This is a genomic window from Streptomyces sp. NPDC015346 (assembly GCF_043078785.1).
Taxonomy (GTDB): domain Bacteria; phylum Actinomycetota; class Actinomycetes; order Streptomycetales; family Streptomycetaceae; genus Streptomyces.
The window spans coordinates 176,621-188,519 of record NZ_JBIBTW010000006.1 but is presented as its reverse complement, the minus strand read 5'-3'; the positions used below and the strand labels follow the sequence as shown (position 1 = coordinate 188,519).

Here is an 11,899-nt window from a genome sequence, read left to right as displayed (position 1 = left end):
CGTGACGAACTTGACGACGTGCCGGCCCCGGGCGGCGGCAGCCAGGGCCGGGAGATCGCCCGCGTGGCCGAGGTCATGCGGCCAGTTGGCACGGCCACCTCGGTGACCGGGTCGCGCTCGTCACAAAGAGTGACCGCGTCCCTCTGTGCGGCGCTCGAACGTTCCGTCGAGCGATCGCCGCGTCCGGGCACCGGCCCCGCCGTCTACCCTTGGACGTCGATCGTCCCCCCGTACAGGAGTCAAAGTGGCCGTCAATCTGGTCAATGTCGAGGCCGTCAGCAAGGTGTACGGCACACGTGCCCTGCTCGACGGTGTCTCCCTCGGCGTCTCCGAGGGGGACCGGATCGGAGTCGTGGGCCGCAACGGCGACGGCAAGACCACCCTGATCCGGATGCTCGCCAAGCTGGAGGAGGCCGACACAGGACGGGTCACCCACAGTGGCGGCCTGCGCCTCGGCGTCCTCACCCAGCACGACTCGCTCGATCCGAAGGCCACCATCCGGCACGAGGTCATCGGCGTCATGGCCGACCACGAGTGGGCCGGCAGCGCCAAGATCCGCGACGTGCTCACGGGGCTCTTCGGCGGGCTCGACCTGCCCGGCTTCGAGCACGGCCTCGACACCGTCATCGGTCCGCTCTCCGGTGGCGAGCGGCGCCGGATCGCGCTCGCCAAGCTCCTCATCGACGACCAGGACCTGATCGTCCTCGACGAGCCCACCAACCACCTCGACGTCGAGGGCATCGCCTGGCTCGCCCAGCACCTCCAGACGCGCCGCTCGGCCCTCGTCTGCGTCACCCACGACCGGTGGTTCCTCGACCAGGTCTGCACCCGCATGTGGGACGTGCAGCGCGGCGACGTGCACGAGTACGAGGGCGGCTACTCCGACTACGTCTTCGCCCGGGCCGAGCGCGAGCGCATCGCCGCCACCGAGGAGACCAAGCGCCAGAACCTGATGCGCAAGGAGCTCGCCTGGCTGCGGCGCGGCGCCCCCGCCCGTACCTCCAAGCCCCGCTACCGCATCGAGGCCGCCAACGAGCTCATCGCCGACGTGCCGCCGCCGCGCGACACCTCCGAACTGATGAAGTTCGCCAACGCCCGCCTCGGCAAGACGGTCTTCGACCTGGAGGACGTGACCGTCACCGCGGGGCCCAAGGTGCTGCTGCGCCACCTCACCTGGCAGCTCGGCCCGGGCGACCGGGTCGGCCTGGTCGGGGTCAACGGCGCCGGCAAGACCTCGCTGCTGCGCGTGCTCGCCGAGGCCGCCCGCACCCAGGGCGAGGCGCAGCCCGCCGAGGGGAAGGTCGTCGTCGGCAAGACCGTGCGGCTCGCCTACCTCTCGCAGGACGTCACCGAGCTGCCCCCGACGCTCCGCGTCCTCGAGGCGGTGCAGCAGATCCGTGGCCGCGTCGACCTCGGCAAGGGCCGGGAGATGACCGCCGGTCAGCTGTGCGAGCAGTTCGGCTTCTCCAAGGAGAAGCAGTGGACGCCGGTCGGCGACCTCTCCGGCGGCGAGCGGCGCCGGCTCCAGCTGCTGCGGCTGCTGATGGACGAGCCGAACGTCCTCTTCCTCGACGAGCCCACCAACGACCTCGACATCGAGACCCTGACCCAGCTGGAGGACCTCCTCGACGGCTGGCCCGGCTCCATGATCGTCATCTCCCACGACCGGTTCTTCATCGAGCGCACCACGGACCGCACCTTCGCGCTGCTCGGGGACCAGACGCTGCGGATGCTGCCCCGTGGCATCGACGAGTACCTGGAGCGGCGCCGGCGGATGATCGAGGCGTCGGTCCCGACGCCCGCACCGGCCGCCGCCTCCGCCCAGCAGAAGGCCGGTGTCTCCGCCGCCGACTCCCGCGCCGCGAAGAAGGAACTGCAGAAGGTCGAGCGTCAGCTCGACAAGCTCTCCGACAAGGAGAGCAGGCTGCACGCCCAAATCGCCGAAAGTGCCACAGACTTCGAGAAGGTGGCGAAGCTGGACGCCGAGCTGCGGGAACTGGCGGGCGAGCGCGAGGAGTTGGAGATGCGCTGGCTCGAACTCGCGGAAGACGCGTAGAGAACCCGTGCGGAACGCGTAACGACGGCATCACGGGCCGGTCCTCCCTTGGGAACAAGGGGTGGACCGGTCACTTTTGCGCCATGCCCCGAGTGGTAGAAAGAAAACCCGCTCACATCAAGGGGGAAGCGCTGATGACCCAGCCGCCCAGCAACCAGCCGCCGGGCTTCGGCGCACCGAGCCCGGGCCAGGGCTCGAACCAGGGCTCGAACCAAGGCCCGAACCAAGGCCCGAACCAAGGCCCGAACCAGGGTGTCCCGCCGATGCCTCCGGCTCCGCCGCAGGCCCCGCAGGCTCCGCAGGCCCCGCAGGCTCCGCAGACGCCGCCGCCCGCCACGCCCGGCCCCTACGGCCAGGCCCCGCAGCCCGGTTACGGATACCCGCAGCAGGCGCCGCCGCCCGGGTACGGATACCCCCAGCAGCAGCCGGGGCCGTACGCCCAGCAGCCCGGCCCCTACGGCCAGCAGCCGGGTCCCTACGGCGGCTACCCGGCCCAGCCCCCGTACCCGGCGGCCCCCACCCCGCCCGGCGGAGGCGGCCCCTTCAAGGGCAAGACCGGCGTCATCGCGGCCGTGGCCGTCGCCGTGGTCCTCGTCGTCGGCGCGGGCACCTGGTTCGCCGTCAGCGGCGGCGACGACGAGAAGGACCCGGTCGCCCAGCCGACCGCCACCGGCTCCGCCCCGAAGCCCACCGAGTCCGTGGACCAGGGAGACGGCAGCGGCGACGGTCGCAACTCCGAGGACGACCTCAACGCCGGCCGCAAGCCCGGCGAGGCGAAGGTCAACTGGCTGCTCAAGAACAACGTCGACCTGCCCCGCAACGGCGCCGACGTCTTCGGCCCGTGGATCGTCGGCGACATCGTCGTCAAGGGCATGTACAAGAGCCTCGACGGCTACAGCCTCAGCGACGGCTCGGCGAAGTGGCACCTGGACCTGCCCTTCGAGCTGTGCGCGACCCCGCCGGAGCCCGCCGCCGACGGCAGCTTCGTCATCGGCGTCAACGACAGCGCGGGCGACCGCGCCAAGTGCACCCAGCTGCAGAAGATCGACCTCAAGACCGGCAAGGTGGGCTGGAAGAAGGCCGTCCCCAAGGGCACCGGCTTCAACTCGCTCTCCGACACCACCCTCGCCATCAGCGGCAACACGGTGACGGCCGCCGGCACCGGCAGCTCCTACGGCTACTCCCTCGCCGACGGGCGCCAGCTCTTCACCGGGCCGACCAGCGGCTGCAAGCCCTACGCCTTCGCGGGCGGGGCGAAGCTGATCGCCGCCGCCAGCTGCCCCACCAGCGACTACAAGAACAAGCAGGAGCAGATCAGCGAGGTCGACCCGGCCACCGGCAAGGCCCGCTGGACCTTCAAGCTCCAGCCCAACTGGGAAGTCGACAAGGTCTACTCGGTCAACCCGCTCGTCGTCTCCGCGCAGCAGCGCGACGAGAAGAAGTGGTCCGTGTTCGCCCTCACCCCGCAGGGCAAGCTCCGTTCGCAGATCCAGGGCGGCACGGACAAGTACGCGCCCAACTGCGGCGGCGCGTTCGTCGTCTTCGGCCGTAACCTCCAGGGCTGCACCGGCGTCGCCGCCGACGCCAACACCTTCTACATGGCAACGGAGTCCGACAACTACCGCACCGCCAACGCGGTCGTCGCCTTCGACCTGAACACCGGCAAGTCCAAGTGGCGCGCCGCGGCCCCCGCCGAGCGGACCATCACCCCGCTGCGCATGGAAGGCTCCGACGTCCTGCTCTACATGGACGCCTCCTACGACACGGGTGGCGCGGTCGCCACCCTCGCCCCGACCGGCGGTGCGCCGAAGATCATCCTTCAGCACCCGGCGTCGACGGCGCAGATCGAGAACACCTTCTACGACCCGGGCTTCGCCTACGGCAACGGGACGTTCGTCGTCACCAGCGGGCGGGTGAGCGCCTCGAACGACAAGGAGGAGAAGGAAGTCAAGACGATGATGGCCTTCAGCAAGTGAGGGTTGTCCGACTCCGATGACGACACCTCGACAGCCCGGCACACCCCCGCCGCCGCCCCAGACACCGCCCTCGCCGCCGTCCTCGGTACCGCCGCCGCCGTACGGGCCGTACGCCCGGCTCAATCCGTACGGCGGCGGTCAGCCCGGCCCCGAGACGCCACCGCCCCCGCCCCCGCCCCCGCCCCCGTCCGGCCGACGCCGGGCGAAGGGCGTGGTCGCGGCCGTCGTGGCGGCGCTGCTCGCCGTCGGCGGCGTGACCTGGTACGCACTCGGCGGCGGCGAGGACCGCACCGACGACAGGGCGAAGACGGGGAGCACGAGCCCCGCCCCGACCGCGCCTTCGACCGGACCGGCCGTCGCGCCGGCGCCCGACGCCGTGGACGCGGCCCGCTACAACGCGGGCCGCGCCCCCGGCGACGCCTCCGTGCTCTGGGTCCGGAAGAACGACATCGACGTCACCACGCTCAACGGCGACGTCTTCGGCCCCTGGCTGGTCGGGGACACCGTCGTCACCGCCATGTATCGCACGGTCACGGCCCATTCGGCCGTCGACGGCACGGTGAAGTGGCGGCTGACGCTGGACACCGAGATCTGCCGGGCGTCCCAGTCGGCCTCCGCCGACGGCAGGATCGTCCTCGCCGTCAAGAGCGTCCTGCACGCGGAGATGGACGAGTGCCGCCGGCTCCAGATGATCGACCTGCGCACCGGAAAGAAGGGCTGGCAGCAGAAGATCGTCAAGGAGGGGAAGTTCGACTTCTTCTTCGAGTACTCGATCGCGATCAGCGGCGACACCGTCACCGCGGGCCGGCACGGCTACTCGACCGCCTACCGGCTCAGCGACGGCAAGCAGCTGTTCGGCCGATGGGAGGGGAGCGACTGCCAGCCGTACGCGTACGCCGGCGGGCCCAAGCTCGTCGCGGCCGTCTCCTGTCCCACGCCGCATCAGGACAATCCGCAGGAGGAGATCCACGAGGTCGACCCGGTCACCGGGAAGTCCCGCTGGAAGTACCGTCTCCCGATGGGCTACCGGGTCAGCCACGTCTACTCCGTCCGACCGCTCGTCGTCTCGGCCAGGAAGCGCCTGACGGGCGAGTACGGCGTCGTCGTCCTCAACGAGGACGGCACCAAGCGCACCTCGCTCAAGGGCCAGGGCCAGTACGGCGACGGGTGCTCGGACGACGTCGCCCACGAGGGCAACCTGCGGCGCTGCAAGGTCGTCGCGGACGACACCACGCTCTACCTGGCCACCGCCTGGACCAAGGACAAGGGCAACGACATCGTCGCCTTCGACCTCGACACGGGCACCGAGGTGCGGCGCATCCGGGGATCCGCGCGGCATGTGACGACACCGCTGCGGATGGAGGGCGGCTCGCTCGTCGTCCGGATCGCCTCGATGTTCGGTGAGCCGGGTTCGCTGGCCACCGTCGCCCCGGGCACGACGAAGCCCGTCGAGATCCTCCGGGTCCCCCGCTCGGCGGCCCGGGCGGAGGCACGCTTCACCGACTCCCCGGCGCTGTACGCCGACGGCCGGTACATCCTCGTGAGGGGCGTCGTCGTCGGCTCGACCGACGCCGAGGAGCGGGAGGTGCAGACGCTGTTGGCCTTCGGCAAGTGACACCGATCCCGCCCGCCTTTCGACACCCAGAGGTACCCACGCCATGACCCAGCCACCTCCGCCCCCGCCGAACCAGCCGCCGGGCCCGCCCCCGGGCGGCTTCGGCGCGCCGCAGGACCAGCCGCAGGGCGGCTTCGGCGCACCCCAGGACCCGCCCCCGGGCGGGTTCGGCGCCCCGACGCCCCCGCCGCAGCAGCCGCCGGGCCAGCCGCCGTACGGCTACCCGCAGCAGCCGCCGACGCAGCCGCAGTACGGGTACCCCCAGCAGCCCCCGGCCCAGCCGCAGTACGGCTACCCGCAGCAGCAGCCCCCGCAGCCGCCGTACGGGTACCCGACCGCGCCGCAGTACCCGCAGGCGCCCACGCCGCCGCCGTCCGGTGCCAAGAAGCTGTCGGCGCAGATGCAGATCGTGATCGCCGCCGTGGTCGCCGTCGTCCTGATCGTCGGCGCCGGCGTCTGGTACGCCACCTCCGGCGGCGGCGAGGAGAACGACAACGCCAAGGGCGGCAGCACCGGTTCGGCCCAGGGCAAGGACGGCAGCGGCGGCAGCGGGCTCGGCGGCAACGGCAAGGAGAAGGTCCCGGCCGACACCCAGGCCAAGCTCTCCTTCCAGCTCCCGCAGCCCAAGGTCCCCGACATCACGGACGTGTCCGGTTCCTGGGTCACCGACAAGGCGTATGTGAAGACGGGCGTCAACTCGATCGTCGGCTACGACCTGGACAAGGGCACCCCGTCCTGGACCCTGCCCCTGCCGGGCCAGGTCTGCGGCACCTCGCGCCATGTCACCGCCGACAAGAAGACGGCCATCCTCTTCGAGGCGACCAAGCGGGTCGGGCCGCGCTACTACCAGCCGTGCACCGAGGTCGGAGTCGTCGATCTGAACACCGGCAAGCTGGTGTGGTCCACGTCGGTGACCGGCGGCAACGCCGGTGACAGCAAGGCCAGGTTCAACGAGGTCACGCTGAGCGGCACGACCGTCGCGGCCGGCGGCACCGACGGCGGCGCCGCCTTCGACCTGGCCAACGGCAACCCCCGCTGGAAGCCGCAGGCCAACGCCCAGGACTGCTACGACATGGGGTACGGCGGCGGCGAGGGCCTGGTCGCGGCGCGAAAGTGCGGGCCGTACGACAGCCAGTACGTCGTCATCCAGAACCTCAACCCGCTGACCGGTGCGCCGATCTCCCAGTACAAGATGCCCACGGGCGTGAAGTACGCCGCGATCGTCTCGACCAAGCCGCTCGTCGTCGCGGCCGACGTCGGCGAGACCGCCGGCGACGGCAGCGGCATCTCGGACTTCTTCTCCATCGACGAGAAGACCGGCAAGCTCAAGGTCAAGATCGCGGCGGACGCGGACCGTTACGCGGCCCGCTGCCGCTCCACCGAGGTGGAGAACTGCTCGAAGGTCGTCGTCGGCAACGGCCGGCTCTACCTGCCGACCGAGGAGCACGAGGGCTCCACCGGGGAGTACGGCGACGAGACCAACGAGATCGTGTCGTTCGACCTGGCCACCGGGAAGCCGACCCCCGAGAAGGCGGACGCGGGCGACCGCTACACGCTGTTCCCGCTGCGGATGGACGGCGGCAACATCATCGCCTACAAGGCCCCGCCGTACGACAAGGGCGGCCAGATCGTCTCCATCGACGGCGGCACCATGAAGTCGACGGTGCTGCTCGAGAACCCCGCGGACGAGGCGGTGCGCGACGCGGAGGGCAGCTTCTCCGCGGACTACAGCGAGATCGTCTACGCGGACGGCCGGATGTTCATCTCCGCGGTGATGATCAGCAAGCCCCGCGAGTCCTCCTCGACGAACGACAAGGAGTACCTGGCGCTCGCCTTCAGCACGCACTGATCCCCTGCGGACGGTCCGACAGCCCGGCGCATCGATGCACAGCGATGCGCCGGGCTGTTTGCATGTGCCCCATTGAGCGAAGAATTCGACAGTCCTGGGGGACAGGCGTGTAGTTTGCCGGGTCATCGGAGTGGCTGGAGCCGGGGGACGGCTCCGGGGGGACTAAGGGGTTGCTCGATGGGCGTGCGGCTCATGGTGGTCGACGACCACCGACTGCTCGCCGAGGCGCTCGCCTCGGCACTGAAACTGCGCGGGCACCGGGTGCTCGCGGCGACCGCGCCGGTGGCCGGCGCGGCGGAACTGGTGGTCAGCCGGGCGCCGGAGGTGTGTCTCCTCGGTACGGCGGCCCCGGCGGAGCCGGGCGCCTTCGACCCGATCGTACGGATCAAGCGTGAGCGGCCGCAGGTGGCGGTGGTCGTGCTGGGCCCGGTTCCGTCACCGCGGGGCATCGCGGCGGCCTTCGCGGCCGGGGCGTCGGGGTACGTACGGCACGACGAGCGCATCGAGGGGGTCGAGCGGGCGCTGATCAAGGCCCGGGCCGGGGAGGCGGCGGTGGCGCCGCAGCTCCTCCAGGGGGCCTTCGCGGAGCTGCTGAACCCGGCGGCGCAGCCGGACGACGAGGGGCAGCGGCTGCTGCGGATGCTGACCCCGAGGGAGGTCGAGGTCCTCGTCCGGGTGGCCGAGGGGGAGGACACGCGGCTGATCGCGGCGGGAATGGGGATCGCGCCGAGCACGGCGCGGACGCATGTGCAGCGAGTCCTTATGAAGCTTTCCGTGGGCTCGCGCCTTGAGGCGGCCGCCCTTGCCGCGCGGACGGGGCTGTTGGACCGCGCGCCGTGCCCGCGGGGGCCGCAGGGGCCCTGAGATCGGGCGCCTGGACGGTCGCCGGCCTCCTTGCGTTCCGCCCAGCGGAACAGTTGCCGCAACGAGGTCACGTGGTGAGTGTTGACTGTCGATGTTTGATTATGGTTCTTTGTGTGTGGTTCTGTTTGGATCCCCTTGAGGACACCCCGTGAAGAAGACCGTCACCACCCTCGCCGACGGGCGCGAGCTCATCTACTACGACGCGCGCGACGACGCCGTCCGCGACGCCGTCGACACGCGGCCGCTCGATCCCGTCTCCTCCAGCTCCGAGATCCGGTACGACGCGCTCCTCGGGGACTCCGTCGTCATCGCCTCGCACCGCCAGGGGCGGACCTACCACCCGCCCGCCGACGCGTGCCCGCTCTGCCCCTCCCGTGACGGGCTGCGGAGCGAGATCCCCGCCCCCGACTACGAGGTCGCCGTCTTCGAGAACCGCTTCCCCTCGCTCGCCGGGGAGGCCGGGCGGTGCGAGGTCGTGTGCTTCACCTCCGACCACCAGGCGTCCTTCGCCGACCTCACCCCCGAGCGGGCCCGGCTCGTGCTCGACGCCTGGACCGACCGGACCGCCGAACTCGCCGAGCGGCCCGGCGTCGAGCAGGTGTACTGCTTCGAGAACCGGGGCGCCGAGATCGGCGTCACCCTCGGCCACCCCCACGGCCAGATCTACGCGTTCCCCTACACCACCCCCCGTACCGCCCTCATGCGGCGCCAGGCCGCCGAGCATCGGGCGCGGACCGGGCGGAACCTCTTCGACGACGTCGTCGAGCGGGAACGGACCGACGCCGTACGGGTGGTCCTGGAGAGCGAGCACTGGATCGCCTTCGTGCCGTACGCCGCGCACTGGCCGTACGAGGTGCATCTGTACCCCACCCGCCGGGTGCCCGACCTCAGGGGCCTCGACGAGGCGGCCCGCACAGAGTTCCCACAGATCTATCTGGAACTCTTGAGGCGCTTCGACCGGCTCTTCGGGCCGGACGAGCCGCCCACGCCGTACATCGCCGCCTGGCACCAGGCGCCGTTCACCGGCGAGGACCGCGAGGAGTTCGGGACGCACCTGGAGCTCTTCACCGTCCGCAGGGCGTCCGGCAAGCTGAAGTACCTCGCGGGCACCGAGTCCGGCATGGGCGCGTTCATGAACGACGTGCCGCCGGAGGCGGCGGCCGAGCGACTCCGAGAGGTGGCGGGCAAGTGAAGGCTGTGACATCCAGGTACCTGGTCACAGGGGGCGCGGGCTATGTGGGCAGCACGGTCGCCCGGCATCTGATCGAGGCGGGGCACGAGGTCACCGTCCTCGACGACCTCTCCACCGGCTTCGCCGACGCCGTCCCGGCCGGCGCCGAGTTCATCGAGGGCCGCGTCCAGGACGCCGCCAGGTGGCTCGACGGGTCCTACGACGGCGTCCTGCACTTCGCCGCCTTCTCCCAGGTCGGCGAGTCGGTCGCCAAGCCCGAGAAGTACTGGGAGAACAACGTCGGCGGCACGATGGCGCTGCTCGCCGCCATGCGTACGGCCGGCGTGCGCAGGCTCGTCTTCTCCTCCACCGCCGCCACCTACGGCGAGCCGGTGTCCGTCCCGATCACCGAGTCCGCGCCCACCGCGCCGACGAGCCCGTACGGAGCCTCCAAGCTCGCCGTCGACCACATGATCGCCGGCGAGTGCGCCGCCCACGGCCTCGCCGCCGTCTCGCTGCGGTACTTCAACGTGGCCGGCGCGTACGGCGCGTGTGGGGAGCGGCACGACCCCGAGTCGCACCTCGTCCCGCTCGTCCTCGAGGTGGCCCTCGGCCGGCGCGAGGCGATCAACGTCTACGGCGACGACTACCCGACCCCCGACGGCACCTGCGTCCGCGACTACATCCATGTCGCCGACCTCGCCGAGGCCCATCTGCTCGCCCTGGACGCCATGACCCCCGGCGAGCACCTCGTCTGCAACCTGGGCAACGGCAACGGCTTCTCCGTGCGGGAGGTCGTCGAGACGGTCCGCAAGGTCACCGGTCACCCGGTCCCCGAGGTGATCGCCGCCCGCAGGTCCGGCGACCCGGCCGTGCTCGTCGCCTCGGCCGACACCGCCCGCGAGCGGCTCGGCTGGCATCCGTCCCGCCCGGACCTGGCGGACATCGTGCGGGACGCGTGGGCGTTCGCGAGAGAGCGGGAGAGGGGACGCGCATGAGCGTGGCCGAGGAGAGGGCGGCCGGGCGGGGCGTGGCCGAGGAGTTCGCGGCCTTGTACGGGGCGGCGCCGGAGGGCGTCTGGGCCGCTCCCGGGCGGGTCAACCTGATCGGTGAGTACACCGACTTCAACGACGGTTTCGTGATGCCACTGGCCCTGCCCCACACGGCGGTCGCGGCGGTCTCGCGCCGTACGGACGGGGTGCTGCGGGTCCACTCCGCCGATGTCGAGGGCGGCACCGTCCAACTCGACGTGGACGCGCTCGAACCGCTCTCCGGCGGCGGCTGGGCCGCCTACCCGGCCGGTGTCGTCTGGGCCCTGCGCGAGGCGGGCCACCCGGTCACCGGCGCCGACATCCACCTCGCCTCGACCGTCCCGACCGGTGCGGGGCTGTCGTCCTCCGCCGCCCTGGAGGTCGTCACCGCGCTCGCGCTCGACGAGCTGTTCGGTCTCGGTCTCGGCCGCCCCGGGATCGCGGTCCTCGCCCAGCGCGCGGAGAACGCCTTCGTCGGCGTGCCCTGCGGGGTGATGGACCAGATGGCGTCCGCCTGCGCCGTCGAGGGGCACGCGCTCTTCCTGGACACCCGAGACCTGTCGTACCGTCAGGTGCCCTTCGATCTGGCCGAGCGGGGGCTGCGGCTGCTCGTCGTGGACACCCGCGTGCGGCACGCGCTCGGGGACGGCGCGTACGCGGAGCGGCGCGCCGGGTGCGAAGCGGGTGCGCGGGCGCTCGGCGTGCGCACGCTGCGCGACGTGCCGTACGTGCAACTGCCCGAGGCCCTCGGTCGGTTGAGCGAGGAATCGGTTCGCTCCTACGTCCGGCACGTCGTCTCCGACAACCACCGGGTCGAGCGGACCATCGCGCTCCTGGACTCCGGGGACGCCCGGGCGGTCGGCCCGGTCCTCACCGAGGGCCATGCCTCGCTCCGGGACGATCTGCGGGTCTCCTGCGCCGAGTTGGACCTCGTGGTCGAGGCGGCCAACGGAGCGGGCGCGCTGGGGGCGCGGATGACGGGCGGCGGTTTCGGCGGCTCGGCGATCGTGCTCGTGGAGGAGCGGGCGGCGGATTCCGTGGCCGCCGCCGTCGAGAAGGCCTTCGCCGGGGCGGGGTTCAGTGCCCCGGGGATCTTCCCGGCCGTTCCCTCGCAGGGCGCGCGGCGTCTCTGAGCGGGGCCTGTCGCCCCGGGGGACGGGCCACCAGTTCCGCCAATACCCTTCCGTCGCGGCGCCCCGCCCGTACTCTGATGCACAGCGCCGGTGGGGGCCGGTGCTGCTCAGGGGGCGAGACCAGTCGGGTACGGCGCCCGGGACGGGGTATCAGTCACCGCACGGCGGCGGCCGCGCGACCGACGGACCCCCCATTCCCGGCGC

8 protein-coding genes are annotated in these 11,899 nt (G+C 71.7%); all 8 read left to right on the top strand.

The features are described from left to right. Positions 1–244 precede the first annotated feature (244 nt). The 8 genes from ACF06X_RS23120 (at position 245) to galK (ending at position 11,695) form a co-directional block, all read left to right on the top strand. Positions 245–2,056, top strand: a complete 1,812-nt coding sequence (locus ACF06X_RS23120; protein ID WP_392289174.1) for an ABC-F family ATP-binding cassette domain-containing protein — start codon at positions 245–247, stop codon at positions 2,054–2,056. A gap of 134 nt (positions 2,057–2,190) precedes the next feature. Beyond that, complete coding sequence (locus ACF06X_RS23115) at positions 2,191–4,032, top strand: PQQ-binding-like beta-propeller repeat protein (protein ID WP_392289173.1); 1,842 nt, start codon at positions 2,191–2,193, stop codon at positions 4,030–4,032. Between the two features lie 16 nt (positions 4,033–4,048). Continuing rightward, positions 4,049–5,647, top strand: coding sequence for a PQQ-binding-like beta-propeller repeat protein (locus ACF06X_RS23110; protein ID WP_392289172.1), 1,599 nt, complete (start codon positions 4,049–4,051; stop codon positions 5,645–5,647). Between the two features lie 43 nt (positions 5,648–5,690). Next, positions 5,691–7,496: a PQQ-binding-like beta-propeller repeat protein gene (locus tag ACF06X_RS23105; RefSeq protein ID WP_392289171.1), complete on the top strand. Its 1,806-nt coding sequence runs from the start codon at positions 5,691–5,693 to the stop codon at positions 7,494–7,496. Between the two features lie 177 nt (positions 7,497–7,673). After that, complete coding sequence (locus ACF06X_RS23100; protein WP_392289170.1) at positions 7,674–8,360, top strand: LuxR C-terminal-related transcriptional regulator; 687 nt, start codon at positions 7,674–7,676, stop codon at positions 8,358–8,360. Between the two features lie 148 nt (positions 8,361–8,508). Further along, positions 8,509–9,552 (top strand): galactose-1-phosphate uridylyltransferase, encoded by a 1,044-nt coding sequence (galT, locus tag ACF06X_RS23095; protein WP_392289169.1) that lies wholly within the window; start codon positions 8,509–8,511, stop codon positions 9,550–9,552. 5 nt (positions 9,553–9,557) lie between these two features. Then, the gene (gene galE, locus ACF06X_RS23090; protein WP_392289168.1) at positions 9,558–10,529 is read left to right on the top strand and encodes a UDP-glucose 4-epimerase GalE; all 972 of its coding nucleotides are present in this window, start codon (positions 9,558–9,560) and stop codon (positions 10,527–10,529) included. Beyond that, positions 10,526–11,695, top strand: a complete 1,170-nt coding sequence (gene galK / locus ACF06X_RS23085; protein WP_392289167.1) for a galactokinase — start codon at positions 10,526–10,528, stop codon at positions 11,693–11,695. The genes galE and galK overlap by 4 nt, the downstream gene beginning before the upstream one ends. Positions 11,696–11,899: the final 204 nt, after the last annotated feature.

What these genes read in the sequence shown, in the direction of transcription:
- galK (WP_392289167.1), top strand. Translation starts at nt 10,526, where the DNA reads ATGAGCGTGGCCGAGGAGAGGGCGGCCGGGCGGGGCGTGGCCGAGGAG.
- ACF06X_RS23115 (WP_392289173.1), top strand. Translation starts at nt 2,191, where the DNA reads ATGACCCAGCCGCCCAGCAACCAGCCGCCGGGCTTCGGCGCACCGAGC.
- ACF06X_RS23110 (WP_392289172.1), top strand. Translation starts at nt 4,049, where the DNA reads ATGACGACACCTCGACAGCCCGGCACACCCCCGCCGCCGCCCCAGACA.
- ACF06X_RS23105 (WP_392289171.1), top strand. Translation starts at nt 5,691, where the DNA reads ATGACCCAGCCACCTCCGCCCCCGCCGAACCAGCCGCCGGGCCCGCCC.
- ACF06X_RS23100 (WP_392289170.1), top strand. Translation starts at nt 7,674, where the DNA reads ATGGGCGTGCGGCTCATGGTGGTCGACGACCACCGACTGCTCGCCGAG.